Origin of the sequence: Glycomyces sp. MUSA5-2 (assembly GCF_037034145.1) — a bacterium.
GTDB lineage: Bacteria > Actinomycetota > Actinomycetes > Mycobacteriales > Micromonosporaceae > Glycomyces > Glycomyces artemisiae.
The window spans coordinates 1-18457 of the sequence record NZ_JBAGKG010000019.1 but is presented as its reverse complement, the minus strand read 5'-3'; the positions used below and the strand labels follow the sequence as shown (position 1 = coordinate 18457).

The 18457-nt window shown below is 69.9% G+C and carries 22 protein-coding genes and 1 pseudogene; 9 read left to right on the top strand and 14 right to left on the bottom strand.

What is annotated here, in order from left to right:
• The 12 genes and pseudogenes from WA640_RS28525 to WA640_RS28470 all read right to left on the bottom strand — a co-directional run.
• Positions 1-191, bottom strand: a pseudogene (locus WA640_RS28525) (hypothetical protein); the annotation flags it as partial.
• Entirely contained in the window at positions 188-511 is a 324-nt protein-coding gene (locus WA640_RS28520) for a hypothetical protein (RefSeq protein WP_335992332.1), read from the bottom strand. The gene WA640_RS28520 and the pseudogene WA640_RS28525, both read right to left, overlap by 4 nt.
• Before the next feature lie 7 nt (positions 512-518).
• Positions 519-890 carry a hypothetical protein gene (locus WA640_RS28515; RefSeq protein WP_335992329.1) on the bottom strand — a complete coding sequence of 124 codons (372 nt, stop codon included), beginning with the start codon at positions 888-890 and terminating at the stop codon, positions 519-521.
• A 47-nt stretch (positions 891-937) separates the two neighbouring features.
• Positions 938-1369 (bottom strand): hypothetical protein, encoded by a 432-nt coding sequence (locus tag WA640_RS28510; RefSeq protein ID WP_335992326.1) that lies wholly within the window; start codon positions 1367-1369, stop codon positions 938-940.
• The gene (locus tag WA640_RS28505; RefSeq protein ID WP_335992324.1) at positions 1366-1722 is read right to left on the bottom strand and encodes a hypothetical protein; all 357 of its coding nucleotides are present in this window, start codon (positions 1720-1722) and stop codon (positions 1366-1368) included. Before WA640_RS28505 ends, WA640_RS28510 begins: the two co-directional genes overlap by 4 nt.
• A gap of 4 nt (positions 1723-1726) precedes the next feature.
• Entirely contained in the window at positions 1727-2536 is an 810-nt protein-coding gene (locus tag WA640_RS28500) for a hypothetical protein (protein WP_335992322.1), read from the bottom strand.
• The gene (locus WA640_RS28495; RefSeq protein ID WP_335992320.1) at positions 2533-3213 is read right to left on the bottom strand and encodes a hypothetical protein; all 681 of its coding nucleotides are present in this window, start codon (positions 3211-3213) and stop codon (positions 2533-2535) included. Before WA640_RS28495 ends, WA640_RS28500 begins: the two co-directional genes overlap by 4 nt.
• A 567-nt stretch (positions 3214-3780) precedes the next feature.
• A complete protein-coding gene (locus WA640_RS28490) occupies positions 3781-4467 on the bottom strand; it encodes a hypothetical protein (protein ID WP_335992317.1) in 687 nt (228 codons plus the stop codon).
• Between the two features lie 41 nt (positions 4468-4508).
• A complete protein-coding gene (locus tag WA640_RS28485) occupies positions 4509-5432 on the bottom strand; it encodes a ParA family protein (RefSeq protein ID WP_335992314.1) in 924 nt (307 codons plus the stop codon).
• 205 nt (positions 5433-5637) lie between these two features.
• Positions 5638-6984: a replicative DNA helicase gene (dnaB, locus tag WA640_RS28480; protein ID WP_335992312.1), complete on the bottom strand. Its 1347-nt coding sequence runs from the start codon at positions 6982-6984 to the stop codon at positions 5638-5640.
• A 183-nt stretch (positions 6985-7167) separates the two neighbouring features.
• Positions 7168-8223, bottom strand: coding sequence for a hypothetical protein (locus WA640_RS28475; RefSeq protein WP_335992309.1), 1056 nt, complete (start codon positions 8221-8223; stop codon positions 7168-7170).
• Positions 8224-8645: 422 nt separating this feature from the next.
• Complete coding sequence (locus WA640_RS28470; protein ID WP_442904860.1) at positions 8646-9725, bottom strand: helix-turn-helix domain-containing protein; 1080 nt, start codon at positions 9723-9725, stop codon at positions 8646-8648.
• Positions 9726-9974: 249 nt separating this feature from the next.
• Between WA640_RS28470 and WA640_RS28465 the strand changes: the two genes are divergently transcribed.
• Positions 9975-10265, top strand: a complete 291-nt coding sequence (locus tag WA640_RS28465; RefSeq protein ID WP_335992306.1) for a hypothetical protein — start codon at positions 9975-9977, stop codon at positions 10263-10265.
• Positions 10266-10339: 74 nt separating this feature from the next.
• Here the strand turns inward: WA640_RS28465 and WA640_RS28460 are convergent, their stop codons facing one another.
• Positions 10340-10915, bottom strand: a complete 576-nt coding sequence (locus tag WA640_RS28460) for an NUDIX domain-containing protein (RefSeq protein WP_335992304.1) — start codon at positions 10913-10915, stop codon at positions 10340-10342.
• Positions 10916-11110: 195 nt separating this feature from the next.
• On the opposite strand from WA640_RS28460, the gene WA640_RS28455 reads away from it, so the two are divergent.
• The 8 genes from WA640_RS28455 (at position 11111) to WA640_RS28420 (ending at position 17554) form a co-directional block, all read left to right on the top strand.
• Positions 11111-11482, top strand: coding sequence for a WhiB family transcriptional regulator (locus WA640_RS28455; RefSeq protein WP_335992302.1), 372 nt, complete (start codon positions 11111-11113; stop codon positions 11480-11482).
• A gap of 91 nt (positions 11483-11573) precedes the next feature.
• The gene (locus WA640_RS28450; protein ID WP_335992300.1) at positions 11574-11981 is read left to right on the top strand and encodes a hypothetical protein; all 408 of its coding nucleotides are present in this window, start codon (positions 11574-11576) and stop codon (positions 11979-11981) included.
• Entirely contained in the window at positions 11978-12433 is a 456-nt protein-coding gene (locus tag WA640_RS28445; RefSeq protein ID WP_335992297.1) for a hypothetical protein, read from the top strand. Before WA640_RS28450 ends, WA640_RS28445 begins: the two co-directional genes overlap by 4 nt.
• On the top strand, positions 12430-12726 hold the full coding sequence (locus WA640_RS28440; protein WP_335992295.1) for a hypothetical protein: 297 nt from the start codon (positions 12430-12432) through the stop codon (positions 12724-12726). Before WA640_RS28445 ends, WA640_RS28440 begins: the two co-directional genes overlap by 4 nt.
• Complete coding sequence (locus tag WA640_RS28435) at positions 12723-14168, top strand: hypothetical protein (RefSeq protein WP_335992293.1); 1446 nt, start codon at positions 12723-12725, stop codon at positions 14166-14168. Before WA640_RS28440 ends, WA640_RS28435 begins: the two co-directional genes overlap by 4 nt.
• Positions 14169-14230: 62 nt before the next feature.
• The gene (locus WA640_RS28430; protein ID WP_335992291.1) at positions 14231-14461 is read left to right on the top strand and encodes a hypothetical protein; all 231 of its coding nucleotides are present in this window, start codon (positions 14231-14233) and stop codon (positions 14459-14461) included.
• Entirely contained in the window at positions 14458-15483 is a 1026-nt protein-coding gene (locus WA640_RS28425) for a hypothetical protein (protein ID WP_335992290.1), read from the top strand. The genes WA640_RS28430 and WA640_RS28425 overlap by 4 nt, the downstream gene beginning before the upstream one ends.
• Before the next feature lie 127 nt (positions 15484-15610).
• Positions 15611-17554: a hypothetical protein gene (locus tag WA640_RS28420; protein ID WP_335992288.1), complete on the top strand. Its 1944-nt coding sequence runs from the start codon at positions 15611-15613 to the stop codon at positions 17552-17554.
• 339 nt (positions 17555-17893) lie between these two features.
• Here the strand turns inward: WA640_RS28420 and WA640_RS28415 are convergent, their stop codons facing one another.
• Positions 17894-18400, bottom strand: coding sequence for a hypothetical protein (locus WA640_RS28415; protein ID WP_335992286.1), 507 nt, complete (start codon positions 18398-18400; stop codon positions 17894-17896).
• Positions 18401-18457 lie beyond the last annotated feature (57 nt).

Here is an 18457-nt window from a genome sequence, read left to right as displayed (position 1 = left end):
AGGTGCCCTCCGGGCAGGGACCACTCACCCATGTAGGGCTCGTAGGCCCGCAGGATGAGGAGGATCTGCCAGATGGGGCGCTCGGGCTGGGCGGGGTTGTGGACCAGGCGCAGGGCCACCACGTCCGCGGTGTACAGGCGCGGGATGCGGTCCGGCTTCGGGTCGATGGCGGTGCTGTCGTTGCTGTTCACGGGGTCTCGCTTTCGTTCGGGTTGGTCGACGAGGCGGCGGTCGCCTCGTCACGGAGGGTCTGGAGCTGGCGGGCGCGGGCACCGGAGTAGGCGCAGAACAGCGCCGTGAAGGCGACGGCAAGGATCGCGGCCACGACCTCCATCGCCTCGGTGCCGCCGTCGACGATGCGGGCCAAGCCCGCGGCCGCGGCGACCGGGACGGCCAGGCCGCACACCACGCGCATGACGCGCAGGAAGCGGACCTCACCGGCCGAGGGGACCTCGTCGTGGTCCTGGCCCTCGTACTCGGTGCCGCCGCGGACGGTTCCGGTGCTGGTCATGGCGGCGCTAGGCGGCGGTGCCGTCGAGGCGGGCGCGGAGCTCGGCGAGCTCGTCCTCCAGGCGGGCGACGTGCGCGCGGAGCTGGGCGACCTCGGTGCGGGAGGCGTGGAGGTCGTTGAGCATGTCGGCGTAGGTCGCGCGGGCGTCATCCTTGATGTCCTCGCGGGTGATCTGCTCGGTGAGGTAGGCGGCGAGGTCGTCGGCAACGTAGACGTTCGCGGCGCCGTCGCTCCAGGCCGTCGCGCGGGCCTCGGCTGCCCACACCTGGGTCACCGACTCGTTGCGGAAGCGCCACCGGGCGTCGGCGGCCGCGTCGGTCCACTTCGTGTAGAGGGCGGCCGGGTCGAAGGCGGTGGTGGTCAGGGTCTGCGTGGTCATGGTGGTCCTTCTGGGTTGTCGGTGCTGGTCAGGCTGTTGATCGCTGGTCAGGTGAAGAACTGGTCGGTGAGGGCGGCGCGGTAGCGCTCGCCGAGCCGGGAGGTGAGGGTCGAGAGCTGCATTTCGTCGCGCTCAACGGATCGGCGGGCGGTGTGGATCCGGGTGAACTCGGCGTCGAGCTCGTCGCCGATGCCGCCGGCGCCTTCGAGGTCGAGGTCGAGGTCGAGCAGGCGGCGCTGCACCGTGTTCGCGTAGTCGATCGCGGTAAGGATGTGGTCCAAGGCCGCGGTGCTCACCGGGGCCACGTCGCGGCTCCAGTCGACCTCGTGGACGTTCGCCTCGAAGCGCTCGGCGAGGGCTTCGAGCTGCTGATGGAAGGCGAGCACGGTCTGGTGGTCGGCCTCGATCTGGTCGAGGACGGCCTGGCGGCCCGCGGGGGTGAGCAGGTCGATCGGACGCTGCGGCTGCTCGGCGGTCACTCGTCGGCTCCCGTCTCGTCGAGGCCCATCCACTCGATGACGTGGCGGGGCACCTCGGACAGGTCGGTGCCGTCGAAGACGTCGCCGGGGGCGGCCGCGATCCCGTACGCGGCGGCCGCGGCGAACTCGGGGTCCTCGGGGTCCCAGACAATGGGGGTGGTCCAGTCGACGGTGTGGATGGTGAGCGGGAGCTCGTCGCCGTCGAGGGGGCCGATGGTGTGCAGGTAGTCGCTGCGCTGCTTGTCGGTGAGGTAGGCGGGGTCGGCGATGACGATGCCGCCGAGCTCGTGCAGGTGCGGGCCGATCGCCTTCGCGATGGCGGGGTCGGTGATGTGGAACAGCTGCGGCGTCATGGGGTTACGCCTCCTCGTCCTCGTTGCTGGTCCCGGCGAGCTCGCGCAGGGCGGCGTGGGTCCACGCCCGGTAGGCGTCGACCTGGGCGCCGGTGAGGTGGAGGTCGGTGTCCGGGTCGTGGTGGGCCAGGGCTCGCACGAGGGTCTCAGCGTGCTCGTCGAAGTAGGGCGTGCGCTCCAGCAGGTGCATGATGCCCAGGGCGCGGCGGGCCCAGTCGGCGCCGCCGGTGGGGCCTTCGTTGACGTCGACGGGGCGGTTGTCCCAGGAGGAGGCGATCTCGTTCGCGGCGTCGGTGAGGGGGCCGCGGTCGCTGATGATGCGCTCGCAGATGTCGATGACGGTGTCGACGTCCTCGGTGGTGATCCCCTCGATCAGGCGGATCGGGCCGAGCTCCATCGAGCCGTTCATGAGGCGCCCGGCGTACCCGGCGGGGGCGGTGGACTGGGGGACCCAGCGGCCGTCGACGCGGATCTCGGAGGGGGTGCGCGGGTCGGTCTGGGTCGGACGGATCGCCTCGATGATCCGGTCGACGGCGTCCGCGGCGGCGTCCGCGGCCGCGGCCTCGACGGGGTCCTCGAACGCCTCGCCGTCATCCAGAGTGTCCTCACCCCAGCCGGTCAGGACCTCCGACAGCCACGACAGGCTGTGCAGGAGGCCGCCGTCCCCCAGGTCGGGGATGAGGCGCACGGGCGGGGCCGTGCGTCCGGCGGCCTCCTCGACGGCGCGGCCCAGGCCGCTGCCGCGCAGGCTCGCCGCGATCCGCTGGGCCTGCTCCTCGGGGGTACCGTCCCCACCGAAATCAGTGTTGCTCACGACGATGCTCCTTCACGGCCGAGGAGGATGGGCTTCCCGTCCTCGGTCTCCAAACCGGCCTCGACACGGCGGATCCGCCAGTCCTCGGCGTGCTCGGGCCGGAAGCCCTCACTGCCGATGTAGCGCCCGATGACGCCGGTACGCCGCATGTAGTCGTCCTGGCGCGTGGTCCGGTCGGCAACCGGCAGGTGGTCGGCAAACGAGCCGGGCGCCTCATCGCCGGAGGAAGCACGCGCCTCGGACAGCCACCGGTCGATACGGGCGGCGGTCGCGGCGGGGTCGTACAGCCCTCGGGCAAGGTTCGAGACCGTGAACGGTTCGTGGGCAACGGGAGCGACGAGGCCTTCCCTGAAGCGGTCCTCGGCGCCCTTGTATCGGTCGGCGGCGGCCTGCCGGGTGACGTCGAGCATCGCGCCGATCTCCGTCCACGACGCCCCAGCCGTACGCGCGGCAACGACGGCGGCCTCGGCGAGCCGAGCCGCCTCGGATCGCAGACCGTGGGCAACGTCGAGCATCTCCAGCGGGTCGCCGTCTGCGGCGGCTCCGACGAGCTCGGCAGCTCGTTCGGCCAGTTCGGCGGCCTGGTCGGCCAGGCTGATGCGGGCCAAGGCCGCATCCGGGTAGGCGCGCAGCCGCTCCAGGGCCTGCGCGGTCCGCTCCTCGTAGGTGCCCTTCACTTCAACCATCATGCTCCGTTCGTCAAGGTCTTCTTGACGTCAAGTATTCCTTGACATGTCCGATGTTAGGCGCATTGGGAGATCCTGTCAACACCTAGCTAGCGTGTTAGCAAGGTTGTTAGCAACCAAGTTAGCTAGCATTTTTGAGCTGGTGTTTTACGTCCGATCGGAGCGGTGTCTGGGCCTTGCCGATGCCGACGCTTGCGGCGGCGAGTAGCGCGACCGGATCGGGCGGTGGTGCCGCTGACCGCCACGTCGGCCGGGATGCGCCGGACCCGGACGCCGTTCGTGTCGGCCGCGGGGCGCTCGGTGCCGGAGTCGCGCCGGGCCCGGTCGGCGCCGAGGAGAGCGGCGGCGGCTGGGACGCGCGGTCCTCGTCGTCGCCGCGGGGCGCCCCTGCGCCCACCCGGCGCAAAGCGGATCCGCGGCCGCCGACGCAGTCAGGCCGGGAGCGTGCCGCGCACTGGAGAGCACGCTAGCCGGGAGGCGGGCAAGTGTGCCCATGTCCCGGCTAGCGTGTTAGCCGATCTGTTAGCAAGCTAGTTAGCTAGCTAGCTGCTAGCTACCTCATGTGTTGGCTGGTTGGAGGGCTTGCTCGCGGATCGCGAGGAACTCGGCGAGGGCCATGTCGGCGATGTCCTGGATGACCGATGAGTGGTCGGTCGTGAACTGGATGAGCGCCTGGTTGGTCTCGGGGCGGATCCGGACGTTGAGCTGGCGGCGCTTGATGGCGCTGCGCCGCGGCGGCATGGGCACACCGCCTGCGGCGGGCTCGGGTGCGGTGAGGTCGACGGGTACCGAGAGGGGCGGGACGACGATGTCGGGGCTGGCCGGGTAGCCGCGGCGGGCGAGCCATTCGGCGAGGGCCATGTCGACGGTGTCCTGCTTGGTGGCGTCGAAGTCGGCGCAGAACGCGTTCAGCCGGTCGGCGAGGTCGGAGCGGATCCGGGGCCCGAACTGCACGCTCGGCTCGGGCGTGTGCTTGGCCGGCGGCATGGCGACCTCGGCGGTCTGCGGGGCCGCTTTCGCGGCCCGCTTCGGTTTGGGCCTGGCCGCGGCCGCGGGCGGCTTCGGCGGCGCCGCCTCGGGCGGGACTGGGGGAGCGGCGGCGGCCTCGTCGACGGGCGGTTCCGGTGCCGGGTCGGGTTCGGGCTCGTCCTCCTTGTGGCGGGTGAAGAACGAGTCGTTGGCGGTCTCGCGGTCTTCCTTGAGCTCCTGGAGGGCCTTCTCGTCCAGGTCGTCCGGGACGTTCACCAACTTCTTTCGGGGTTGAAGTCCTCCTCTCTTGGGTGGCGTCATGCGAGCACCCGCTTCGCGATGGTGTGGGCAAGGTTGGCGAGGTCGCCGTTGACCGGTTCGCGGCGGCTGTGCTCGCGCAGGGGCAGGCCCTGGTCGGCGGACTCGACGAGCCGGACGGAGGTGCGGATGGGTCTGGGGACGTGCTGGGTCGGGAAGTTCTCGGCGAGGTAGGCGTCGACGTCACGGTCGATGTTGCGGCGGCCGTCGTACATGGTGGCGACCGCTGCGGCGATGCCGAGGTGGTAGGCAAGTTCGTTGGCGCGGATCTTGGCGATGGTGTCGAGCATCTTCGCCAGGCCGTCGAGCTCGAACGGGCCGCACTTGACGGGGATGGTCACGAAGACCTCGTCATCCGTGCCTCCGGCGAGGGCCATAAGGAACAGGCGCCCGAGGTTGGGCGGGCAGTCGACGAAGATCGCGTGGAAGTGCTGTTTGACCGGACGCAGGGCGTTCGCCAGGCGCATCTCGACGTTGGGGCCGGCGCTGTCCTCGGCGAGGGAGGCCATGGCCTCGTGGCCGGGGACGAGGTACAGGCCCGGGGAGACTTCGACGATGGCTTGGGCAAGCGGGACGCGCTTCTCGGGGTCCTTCCGGAGCGCGTCGTAGATGGTCAGGCGGGCCTCGCTGGCGTCAACGCCGAGGCCCTTGCTCGCGTTCGCCTGCGGGTCGAGGTCGACGACGAGGGCCGAGCCGCCGGCGGCGGCGAGCTCGGCCGCGATGTTGATGGTGGTGGTCGTCTTGGCGACGCCGCCTTTCTGGTTGGCGCCGGCGATCCGCACACCGGTCTTGGTGAGGGTCAGCTCGTGGTTGATGAAGACTGACCGGCCGGTCTCCTCGCCGGTGGCGGGGTTGGTCTCGGGGTTGAGGATCTGCCAGACGGTCGGGGTGCGCTCGGGCAGCACCGGAAGCTCAACGGCCAATGTCAACTCCTTGGTTATCGGGTCGCATGAGCGCACCGTACCAACGAGACCAGGCACATCACAACCAACCTTCATACTTGCTAGCAACACTGCTAACAAGTTAGCTAACACGTATGTAGCTTGTTAGCAGCTATGGCATGCAGCGTGAACGCGGAAGTGCCCGCGGCGAGCTCGCCGCGGGCACTTCGTGCTCGATCAATCGGGACTAGGGGATCGCGAGGGAGGCAAACCGGCTGAAGTGAAGCTGGGCGGCGAGGGTGACGGTGCCGCTGGGGCCGGACCGGTTCTTGGCGATGATGACGTCGGCTTCGCCGGCGCGCTCGTGCTCGCCGTGCTCGTGGTAGTCGGGGCGGTTGAGGAGCATGACGACGTCGGCGTCCTGCTCGATCGCGCCGCTTTCGCGCAGGTCGGAGAGCTGCGGGATCTTGTCGGCGCGGTTGGTGCTCTCGCGGTTGAGCTGGGCGGCGGCCAGGACCGGGACTTTCAGGTCCTTCGCGAGCTTCTTGAGGCCGCGGCTGTACTCGGCGATCTCGACCTGCCGGGATTCGGGCTTGGTGGGGGACTTCATGAGCTGGAGGTAGTCGACCACGATGAGGCCGAGCTTGCCGCCGTGGCGGGCGGCGACCTTGCGGGCGCGGGCGCGCAAGCGGGTGAGGGTCATGTCGGTGTTGGGGTCGATGTCCAGGGGCGCTTCGGCGATGCGGGCGGCGGCGCGGGCAAGCTGGGAGAGGCCTTCGTCGGTGGGGGTGCCCTCGCCTTTCCACCAGCTTGCGGGGGTGCCGGACTCGGCGGTGGCGAGCCGCTTGGCGATCTCCTCGCCGGACATTTCGAGCGTGGCGAACAGGACCGGCAGGCCCTCACGGACGGCGAAGTGGCGGGCGATGTCAGTCAGCAGCAGGGTCTTGCCCATGCCGGGGCGGCCAGCCGCGACGTACATGCAGCCGGGTTCGAGGCCGCCTAGGTACTTGTCGAGGTCGGGGAAGCCGGTGGAGACGCCGTTGGCGTTGCCCTGGTTCTCCAGGGACTCGAAGGCCGTGGCGAAGTAGTCGGCGAAGGTGGCCTCGTCAGCGGCGGTGTCGGCGACGGCGTCGGCGAAGGCCCGGTCGCATTCCTCCAGGACGGTGTCGATGTCGCGGGTCAGGGTGTGGGCGGCCTGGCGGATGCGGATCCCGGCGGCGTCGAGGCGGCGGCGGCGGGCGTGGTCGGCAACGATGCGGGCGTAGTAGCCGCCGTTGGCGGCGGTGGGGACTGCGTTGAGCAGGTCGTGCAGGTAGGGGGCGCCGCCGACCTTCACCAGCTCGCCGGACTCGATGAGCTCGGCGGCGATGAGGACGGTATCGACCTTCTCACCGCGGTTGAAGCGGGCGACGGCGGCCTCGAAGACGGCGGCGTGCGCGAAGTGGAAGAAGTCGCCGGGGCCGACGAGGTCTGCGACCTCGGGGATCACCTCGTCGTTGAGCAGGATCGCGCCGAGGACGGCGCGTTCGGCTTCGAGGTCGGTCATCGGCGGGGCGGCGGCCTGGGTGGCCTCGGTGTCAGTCTCGTGGTTCACTGGGAGTGCCTTTCGATGGTTGAACAGGCATTTCATGGGTCCCACCGGTGGTCTAGACCGGTGGGGCCTTCGTCGTATCGGGCGGGAAACGGGCGGGCGGGCTGAGGGCGCCGCTGACGGCTCGGGAAGGCGCGAACCCGTCCAGGAGTCCCCGAAGCGCCCCGGAGGGCGTGTACGGGGCCGCTAGGCGGCTTTGACGGCGACCAGGAGGCGGTGCCGGGGGTTGGCTTCGGGCAGGCCGCATACGGTGCAGGAGCCGTACCGGTCGACGTAGGCGTGCGCGTCCGGGCGCGGCGCGGACGGCGGAAGCTGCGGCTCGGCGGCCTCGTCGGCACCGAGCTCGTTCAGGCGGTGCAGGTAGAGCCCGGTCAGACTCCGCACGTTCCGCGGCAGCGGCTTCAGCAGCTCGCGGCGGATGTCGGCGGCGTCCAGGCCCTCGCTGAGCCTGCGCACGATCGCGTCGACCACCTTCCCGGTCTCGATCCCCGAGCCCTTCGGGATCTCAGCGACCAGAGCGACGGCAACGGCGCTGTGTTCCAGTACTGCCGTGCCCCCCTGCTTTTCCGGCGTAGCCATCCCCTCCTCCCCGGCCCGGTCCATCGGGGCGGCCGGAGCCGGTTCCGAGGGCGGGTCGGAGAGGGGGGAGGAAGAAGAAGAAGGGAAAGAGAAGGAGTACGGATCGCGTTCTGCCTGGTCATCCCCGAAATCCGGGTTGGGATTCCAACCAGACTGGTTGAAATTCTGACCAGTCTGGTTGGAATTCTGACCAGCCGGGGCTTCCTGGTTGGAATTCCAACCAGACTGAATCGCCTTCAGCTTCTCGTCGCTGTTGCTCCACTGCGGCTGATAGTCGTTGCACGGGACGTCGTGAATCTGGATGCGCAGCGCCTTCGCCGCGGCCTTCTTGCTCGATGAGGTGGTGAGCGGGTTGCCTTCAGGATCGGAGACGAGCCCGACCTTGCTCAGCCGACGTAGGCAGTCGCGGAGGGTGCCAACGGTGGTCGGCTTGCCGTTCACGCCAGGAATCAGCTCGCACAGCACATCGAGGGACAGGATCCGCACGTCGTTTCGGACGCCACGGTGCTCGAAGACGAGGGAGCGGAGGACGCCGTAGACCACGCGGTCGTTGCCGCGGAGATCCTCGCAGAGGTCGATCCAGTCGCGGCGGTAATAGCCGTAGAACTTGCTCTCGGGCTTTGGGCCGGAGAGTTCGGCGGTACCGGCGTTGTCGGTGGTCATCATCATGTCCCTCCCGGACATGTGCGCCAGAGCCGCGACCACCGTTACACTGAGTCTTGCGTGGCTTGGTTACGGTGGATCGCTTGTCAGGCGTACATGTACTAAGTCTTTAGGAAGGGTCGGAGCTGCGAACTCCGGCCCTTTCGCTTTGTCGGTCATCGTATCGTGCGGTGTGAGCTGTGGGTCCTGTGTGTGACGAGGCCACTACCGCTTTGTCTGTGCAGGGCTTTTCTGTCGGAATGTCCCGGTGTAGTCCGATTCCGTGTTGGAAACGGTCCTGACCTCGCTGTTCTTGGTGGTCTGCAATACTTAACATGTATGCAATTGCGTTGATTGCATTCACTCTAGGCGCATGGCCGAACGCTTGTCAACGCAACCCTTGATCTTGGGCCGGGTCCAGGCATACGCCCTGGACCCGGCCGTCAACGTTGCTTGATCTCGTCGAGCATGAGGTAGAGGCTCTGGGACCGCTTGTCGGCGGGAAGCGCCTCCAGGGCGGCTTCCCCGTAGGCGACGCCGCCGGCGTAGTCGCCGGAGCGGGCCATCATCAGCGCGCGGTGGAGCTCGACGTGCGTGATGAACCGGACCATCGAGGCGGGCCGGTGGGCGTCGACCTCGTCCTGCCAGTGTTCGGCCGCCGAATCGCCGAGCCGTGCGTGCAGCAGTGATCCGACGACCGCGAACCTCCAGAAGGGGTAGTTGAAGTCGGTGATCTCGTCGTCCGGGCTCAGCGCCTCGAAGGTCCGCTGCGCATCGTCCCAGGTGGCGCGGGCCTCGTCGGCGCGGCCGGAGCTGGCGAGGGCGTGGGCCCGGCCCATCTGGGCGTTGAGCAGGCCGCTCGTGGGGTGTCCGTTGGCGAGGCCGATCGCCTGCTCGGCGTAGGCCAGAGCGGTCGGTGTTGCTGCGCCTTCGTATCCGAGCGCCAGGGCGGCGCGTCCTGCGACCCATACTCGCGAGTTGATGTCGTCGGAGCGGAGGGCCGCCGACTCGGCGAGGCGGTACCACTCGATGGCGTCCTTGGGGCCCTTCGTCGTCTTGCCGTAGATCGCCATGCCACGGGCGGCCACGCTCCACATGTGCGGTGAGTCGGTGGCGTGCTGGAGGACGGTGAGGTCGGCGGCGAGACGCTCCTGGACGACGGTCGCGCCGTCGGACATGTAGGAGCGACCCAGGTCGATCAGGCGCTCCTCCCAGTCGTCGCCGCTCGGTGTCGCGCCCAGGCGTTCGCTGAAGCTGTTTCGCAACAGCTCCGATGTGGCCTGCGGGGCGAGCAGGGCACCGGCGACGCCGGTGACGACGGTGCGGCGCCTCATGTCGGTCGCCTCTCGGATAGCGCGTTCATAGGCCGAAAGTACCTCGGGGTAAACGGTTCTCCGACCGGCCTCGACGTTGGACAAGTGGGACACGCTGCAATGCGCATAGTGCGCGACCTGCGCAAGCGTGACGCTGGCGCTCGTCCTCTGCTGTTTCAGCTTGCAGCCGAGCTCGGTGTCCGGTCCCATTTGAAAACCTCTGAAAACCTCTCGGTCATGGCTGAGCGGGGTTGTGAGGGCCACGATACCCCTATCCCTACCTGGGGGTACTTGTCCTGCCTCGCTTGCTGGTTGGCGCGACAGGACTCCCGGCCGCCGGCGCCGCGAGCCTCCCGCACGGGTTGCTGACCCGGCTGGCGACGGCGGCCCGGTGGGACGACCAGCACAAGGGAGGGCCGTCGAGTGGGCGGCGGCCCTCCGTCTCAACGAGGAGACCGTATGCAGCAGACCGAGAACCAACCCGAGGTCGCCGGGTCCTGGACGACCGCGGCGGGCAACCGTCTCTACCTGATGGCCCGCCGCGGCACCGGCTACGCCTCGATCTGGCTCGACAGCCGCCCCGAGCCCGCCCGGATCGGCAAGGTCCGCAGGGACGGAGCGAGCGTCCTCGGCATCGAGTGGGGAGAGCCGCACCGTGGACAGACCATCGAGTGGAAAGCGGCACAGCGCCACGAGGTCGAACAGGCCCTGCGCGCCTGGGAGACGCCGCCGACGACGAGCAGTGTGTGATGACTTCGTGCGGACATGACCAAGGCCCGCAGGGCCATTACCTGCGGGCCTTCGGCGGAAGCTCCTTTTTGGTGCTAGACCTCGGGTTCCCGAAGGATCTTGGCGAGGTAGACCAGCACCGGCTCGTACAGGTGAGGCAGCAGCTCCTCTGCCTCACTAAGCGGAACCCAGCGAACCTCTTCAAGCTCCTCTTCGTCTCCGACCTCGACCGTCGTATCGCCGACTGGGGCGCAGGGCATGTAGATCATGGTTCGGCCTGTCTTCGGGTGAACACGCTCCCCGATCGGCCCGGCCGAGGACGCCATGATGCGGATCTTGGCCTCCTCCTGGACCTCGCGGACCGCGCATTGCTCCGGAGTCTCCATTGGTTCCAGCTCGCCGCCGATGAATGTCCAGGCAGGTTTCCCGTCACGGCGCTTCCCCACCAACACGCCTTCGGTGCAGGTAACGATCGCAAGCACGATCGGGCGCGGAGCCGCAGGCAGGCCGAGTTGCCTGCGCAGATCGATTGGATCCCACTTGATCTTGCCGCCGGGGGTCGTCCAGGCCGGCTTTACCTTCCCGGCTTTCTGCCACCGCCAGAGCGTGGCGGTGTCGACCCCGATGTCTTCGGCGGCCTCCGGTGTCGAGAGCAGCTTGTCTTCGTCCATGCCGCCCATCGTGCCACACCGTGCAATCAAAATCTATCCATGCGATTGCGTTGACAGACATCTGCTAACATGCCTACAGTGAATGCAATCAACGCAATTGCACAAGTTGTGATGATTGCGATTGGGTTTGAAGACGAGAATGCCCAGGTCAGAGCTGGTTCCTCTGCCTGGGCCCGACACAGGGAACGGAGTCCCATGTCAGACAAAACCGTACAGGCCCTTGCCGCGATTGGTGCGGCTGAGGCTGAGCACGATGCGACCGCCCTCGATGACCTGATGGTCGCGGTGGCGGTCGATGGGTACTGCCAGGGTCCTGGCCTGGCGCGGATCGATGAGTGGGCGGCGCCGCCGGCCTCGCACGAGCACATGCCCCAGCACCGGTACGAGGAGCGGGTGGCGATGGTCGCCAAGCGCGTGTGCGCGCCCTGCCCGGTCCAGACCCAGTGCCTGGTGGCCGCGCTGCGCCTGCCGCGCTACTACGAGAACTGGATCCGCGGCGGCCTGACGCCCGCGCAGCGCGCGGTCACGTTCGACGACGCGATCGCGACCGCGGGGGAGGGCCGATGAACGCCTCCATGCGCGTGACCTGCCCCGACTGCGGCGGCGGCCACTACTCCTCGACCTGCACCAACCGCCCCCGGAAGGCGGTGGCGGGCCGGTGAACACCACGATCACGAACGAGTCTGACGTCCTGGCCGCGCGTGCGGCCGCTGGGGACCGCGAGGCCCTCGCCGAGCTGTACATCGCCCACCAGGACGAGGTCCTGGACCTCGTCGACGAGCGCCTGCACCGCGCGGCCCGCATCCACATCGAGGACGCCGCCCAGGACGTCTGGGTTGCCGTCTGCGAGCGGATCGCGATCGACGCCCCGCCCTCCTTCGCCGACTGGCTGGCCACGCTCGCCGACAAGGCCGCCGTCCGGTACCACCCGCTGGCCCTGGGGCCGCAGACGGCTCCCGAGCCTGTCCCCGCGCAGGCGCCCGCCCCGGCGAAGACCGCCGTGCGGAACCGGTTCGCGTCCCCGCTGCGGCTCGCCGCGATGAGCCTGGCGGTGAGTGCGGCGTGAGCGACGTGCGATTCGACCAGGTCGTCGCGGCCCTGAAGGACCGCGCGACCGTCCGCAGCACCGAGGCCCTGTTCGGTGCCGACGCTGAGTCGGCGCGGTACATGGCGCAGATGCTGGAGAACACGGGCCTGCTGGGCCCGGCCGACGCGCACGGGGTCCGCGAGGTCCTTCAGAGCGCGGTGCGGTACTGGCTGCGCGCGCACGACTTCGGCGACCGGCTCGATGCCGAGCAGGTGCTCCACCGGTCCACCCTCAACGACCTGCGCGCCACCCGCGATGCCCTGGGGCGCGCGAACGGTGCCCGCGAGGATGCCGAGCGCAAGCTGCGCCTGGCCCGCGGCACGATCACGAACCTGGAGACGCGCCGGTATGCGGCGTTCCTGTCGGCCCTGGCCGGGTGGGGGTTCGCGCTCCTGCTGGGCGTGACGCTGGCCTGGGTGGTGATCGCATGAGCCGCCGCCAGCTCGCGCGCCCGTCCGATCCGGCCGACCGCCGCGACCGGTGCATCGACGCCGTTGCCGACCTCGACATGTTCGCGGTCTACATGCTCGTGTGCCACTGGGGCGCGACCGTCCACGACATCCAGGACGCCGCCGAGCAGACCGGCCGCTCCGTCGACGAACTGTGGACCGCGTTCTGCGCCTGGAAGCGCGCGAAGACCTCCCCGGCGCTCACTGCCCGCCAGGCCGGCCGCCTGACCACGACCCTCACTCAGCCCTCGATCCCCGGACTGGAGCTGTCATGACCGCCGAGAACACCATGACCGGGCCGAACGAGCCCGAGTTCGACTGGGCCGCGGCCGAACGCGACCTGGCAACCGGCATTGAGGCGCTGCCGCACCCGCGCGTCGCTCCCGAGGACGCCCAGGGCCTGGCGGACATGCTCGGCATCGACGTCGACGATGCGGAGGAGGTGTGCCTCGACTGCGCCGCGGAAGCGGTCGACGAGGCCCGCCTCGCCGCCGAGGCGGCGGCCGAGGCCGCCCGCCAGGCCGCCGCCGAAGCGGTCGCGGCCGCGCGTGAAGCCGAGGCGGGTTTGGACGAGGCCGTCCGGGACGTCGACGACGTCCTGGAGGGCCTGGATTCCGGGGCCGACGCGCACCTGTGGCCCACAGTCGCCGACGAGAAGGGCCGCCCGACCACCGAGGTCGCGCAGCCCAACCCGGTCGCGATGCGCCTGGCGCGGCGCCGGGCCGAGGCGACGTCGGCGGCCGACGTCGATGTCCTGGCTGAGGCGATCAGTGAGCCCGAGGCCCGCGAGATCATCCACCGCGCCGCCGACCTGCGCGCCGTCGAGCGCGAGCTCGACGCGAAGGTCGATCGCCGTCGCGCCGAGCTGGCCTCCGAGGGCGCGCGCGCCCAGGCCGAGCACGACGCCAAGCTCGCCGACGCCCGTCGGCGCCGCGAGAACCGGCGCGTGGCGGCCCTGGAGCGCCGGGACCGGGCACTGGACCCGACGTCCCGGATCGTGCGCCTGGCCGCGGCCGAGCGGTGGGTGCCTGCGATCGCGCTCCTCCCGGCCGTCCTGGCGGCGCTCCTGGGCGCGGTCAACGTCGGGGTCTCGCTCGACCATTTGTCGCCGGGCACGCGGCTCATCAACTGGATGGTCGAGCCGCTGGTGACGCTCCCGGTGATCGCGATCCTGGTCGCGCAGATCCTCGGCGCGATCGGCGAGGGCGAGGCGAACCCGTTCCGCAGGCTCGAACGGGGCCTGGTGTTCGTGGCGCTGGTGCTCAACGTCGGCCTGCACGTCTACATCGAAGGGGCCCTGACGCCCTCGGCGCTGGTGTGGGCCATCGTTCCGGCCGGGCTCGCCATCAGCGCGAACCTGGTGCCGCGGTTGATCCGCGCGCTCCGCGAGGCCCTCGCCAAGGCCTCCGTCGAGCCGACCGCGGCCGGATCGAAGACCTTCCGCACCGCGCCCGCCGCGGTGGCGGGCGCGGTCGAGTCCACCCGGACTGTGGGTGTACTCGACCAGGTCACGACCGAGTCCGCCTCCTCTGAGTCCAGGTCCGACGCCCAGCTGCTCGCCGAGCTGGCCGAGGCCGTGCGCGACGGCCGGATCGACCCGGGTACGTGCCGGGCGGTCAACCCGACCTCGGCCGAGTCGATCCGCCGGACCCTCGGCATCGCCAAGAAGCGGGGGTCCGCGATCCGCGACGCCTACGCCAAGCTCGCGGCCTCCTAGCCGCACCCCGGGGGCTGGTCAGCTGCTCGACCGGCCCCACCATCTCACAAAGGAGCCCTGACATGGCAAAACGTCAACCTCGCACCGCCGCCGAGTACGCCGACACGGCAGCCGAGTACCTGACCCTCGCGCGAGGGCACATGGATGCGATCGGTGTCGGCGCCGATCACCGCAACGCCGAGGCCGGGGCGGCGGTCGTCCAAGCGGCCGCCGCTCTCGCCGGGGAGCACCGCCGGATGGCCGAGTACCTGACCGTCGAGGCCCTCCGCCGCCAGCACATGGAGCCGCAATGACCAGCATTTTCGCTGAGGCGTGGAGCGACACGCGCCATGACGCGCGCCGTGGCGCGCGCCGCTGGCTGCGCCACCACCCCGCCAGCAACCTGCTCGCGTGGCTGCTGGCGCTGCTGCTGTGGTTCGGTCCGAAGGCCGTCATCGTCTCCTCCCACAAGGCCTCCTACCGCAACCGGGTCACCGTCTCCGGAAAGCCTGCCGCGGTCGACACCTCGACCACGACCACCACGACCGTGACCTCGACGACCACCGGCGGGGCCATCAGCCAGACCACCACGACCACGACCACAACCACCGGAAACGGAGTGATCCACATGTCCGAGACCTCCCGCGTGCTCGGTTCGGGCGACCTCGCCCGCAACTACGCCGCCATCATCGACCAGCTCGCCGTCTGGGCGCCCGTCCAGGCCTGCCCGGCCAACTCGATCGTCGACGCCTTCCTCGACCTCGAAGCCTCGGTCAAGGCGATCGCCGACGGCCTGGGCGACCTGAACATCACCTTCCAGCTCGGCAACATCGACCAGCGGATCCGCGACCGCGTCACCACCGTGATCACCACGGTCCAGTCCACCGGCAGCTACCTCAAGGCCGCCCACGACACGATGAACCGCCTCTACGTCGACCAGATCAACCAGGAGGCGAGCGGCGTCCCCATGGCCGGCGCCCCGATCCGGGGCGGGCAGCACCAGCCGCTGGAGACCAAGCCCGCCGCGATCCGCGCGAGCCTGTGCATCTCCGCGTGGCTCCCCGAGAAGGGCGACGTCGTCCTGAGCACCTGGCGCCACCTGGGGACCAACCAGTACGCGCTCTCGCTGTGGTCGCGCCAGCTCGGTGAGCTGGCCGACCGGCTTGGCCGCTACGGCGTCCTCCCGGACGTGACCCGGAAGGTCAAGGCCGCCGCCGAGGACCTGAAGGCCGCGTCGGTGGGCCTGTTCGGCACCAAGCGGGCCTTCGTCGAGCTCTACACCCACCAGGCGTCCGCCGAGAGCGTCGGCGCCACCGTCATCCCGATCGGCCACTAGGCCCGTTCTGCGGCCGGGACGAACTGGTACTTCGTCCCGGCCGCCCTCAGCCCCAGCGCATTTCTAGGAGCACACTGTGACTACTGCACAATCTACGGCCCACGCACTGAAAACCACTGGACGCGCCGTGAAGACCACCGCGAAGGGCACCGCGGCGGCCACACGGTTCAACATTCGCCACTGGCGGCGGCTCCTGCCCCTCCACGTCATCGCCGCGGCGGGCTTCGCCGCGGCCGCGGCGAACCTGTCGGTGTGGATCTGGGGGCCGTGGGCGTGGGCAGTCGTGGCGCTGCTGGCCGTCCTGGCGTGGATCTGGCTCGACGGCATCATCGGCGACCTCGACCGGTCGCTCCAGGCCGCGGCCGCCGCGCAGCTCATGTTCGGCTCCGCGTGCGCCATCGCCCTCACCTTCGCCGCGGGCTGGGCGCCGACCTGGGGCATCATTCTCGCTACGGGCCTGGTCCTGGCCGTGTGGTGGTGGTCGGGCAACACGGTGTTCACCCGCTACAGCACGTCCGAGCGCCGCTCCCGGTCCATGGGCGCGGCCCTGCACGCCCTCGGCGCCTGCGACGCCACCCGCGTGACCAGCACCAAGGTCAACGCCAAGGGCGACATCGAGCACGAGGTGTTCGTCGGCGACGCCGACCGGCCCGAGAAGTTCCGCGACGCCGACATCGCCCACCAGCTCCACGTCGACGCCGCCCGCGTCATCGCCCGCCGTGTCACGGCAGGGAACTCCCGCCGCATGAAGATCACCATCCTCCACGCCGCGGTCTCGGCGAAGAAGAACATCCCCCACCCGGCCCTCGACCCGGCCAACCGCGCCGAAGGCGCCGCCTGGGCCCCCGGCTCGCGGTCGGTCCTCGACGGCCTGGCGCTCGGCCGCGTCCTCGGCTCGGTCGACGAGCAGGAGTCGCGCGCGCGGATCTTCACCGACAACCCCGACGCCAAATGCATCGGGATCTTCGGCATGTCCGGGTCGGGCAAGACCAACACGACCTCGTCGCTGCTGCTGTCGGGCATCGCCTGCAAGGACCTCATCGTCGCCGGCGCCGACGCCGTCAAGGGCGACCTGGGCGAATACCACCTGCCCGCGATGCACCGCCGCGCCACCACGATCGCCGAGGTCATGGCCGACCTCGACGCCCTGGAGGCGCTCTCGCGCGACCGCATCCAGCGGCTCAAGGGGATGAGGGACGCCGAGGGGAACCGGATGCGCAACTGGCTGCCCACCGCCGAGAACCCGGGGATCCTCTACATCATCGACGAGCTCTCGGTCATGTTCAAGCAGGCCAAGGACGCCGAGTACGACAGGCTCCTCACGCGCATGGAGTCGCTGCCCAAGCACGTCCGCCAGGCCGGGATCGTCGTCGGCTTCATCACCCAGTCCATCAACGCCATCGACATCCCGACCACGCTGACCAGCGAATACGGTTCGAACTTCATCGGACACAAGGTGAAGAAAGCCCACGACGGCGACGTCCAGGGCTGGAGCGTCGACGTCACCGAGAAGGGCCTGCCGACCCGCGGGCAGTGCCAGGTCGGCAACCCCGACGGTGGCGACCCGACCAAGACCATGGCCTACGACTCCGACACCGCGATCACCAAGCAGGAGAAGGCATGGGACGCCATGATCGCCGAGTACGCCGCCGCCCGCCCGGTCCTGTCCGAGCACGAGGCCAACGTCCTGGGCTGGCCCCGCACCGCCGGGGCGCACCAGGCCGCGGCCGCCGAGGAGACCGCTGAGACCCCCCAGGAGGCCCCTGCTGAAGCCGCGCCGCGGATGCTCACCGTCGAAGACCTGGAAGCCGAGTGCGGCGAGGTCGACCTCTCCGACATCGCAGGCGACCAGGCCCAGCTCGACGACGACGTCCTGGCCGACGTCCCGCACGCCGCCCGCGTCGTCACCGCGCTCAAGACCGTCGCCGAGCCGCTGTCCATCACCGCACTTGAGGAGGAGACCAAGGTGCCGCGCCGGACCCTCCAGCGGCTCCTGAGCCGCCTCGCCAAGGACGGCATCATTGCCCGCGAGGGCAACTCCACCGCCACCGTCTACCGCCTCGCCGCCTGACCCGACCCGTTGAGGGCCGCCCCGTCGGGGCGGCCCTTTCCCATGCCCGAACCCGGTTTTCATCACTGTCAGTAACTGGCGCGAGAGCGCGCCACCCGCGCCAAACCGCAGGTCAACGCCGTGGCGCGCGTCCGCGCCACTGGCGCGCTCCGCGACCAGAATTAGGCGTATACCGGTACAAATCTCCGGAGTTTGGCGCGCAATCGCCGCCCCCATGTACCCCGTGCCCTGGGTGCGCGCGCGACACGGGCGCACTCGACGCGCGAACCCGTCCGGATATCACGCTCCGTAACGGGTGCGCGGAGGTGCGGACGGGCCGCCGCGCGTCCCCGCGCGGGGTCAGTCGCGGAGGATCCGGCCGGTCGCCGGGTCGAGGAGCTCCAGGCGCATCGTCACGGTGCGGCGCACGCCCTGCTGCATCATGGCCATGACGCGGTGGCGGCCGCCGACATAGGTTCGGTCGCCGTCGCGCCAGTCGGCGATGGAGCCATAGTTGATCGGCTCGCCGCCGTCGACGAGGCTGGAGACGGCCTGGCGCAGCCACCGCGACTCGATCCTGTCGGCCCGGCGGGTGAGCTCGTCGACGAGCTCCTCGCCTTCGAGGCCCTTGGTGGTCGCCGCCTCGACCATCTCGATCGCCGTCTCCGAGGCCTCAGTCCACGAGCCGCGGTGGTACCAGCAGCACGGCCGCGGGCGGCGGCTCGGCGGCAGGATGAGCTTCGCGAGCCGGGTGAACGGGCCGATGCCCCGCGCGATGCAGGATGGGCGCTCGGGGAGGTCGGGGTAGGGCAGGTGCCAGCCGGGGGTGATGTCGTAGAACCACCGCTCGGTGTAGTCGTCGGCCACGAAGGAGCTCCTCGGGGTCGCAGGGGAAGGACCGCTCCAGGATCCCGGATCCGCACT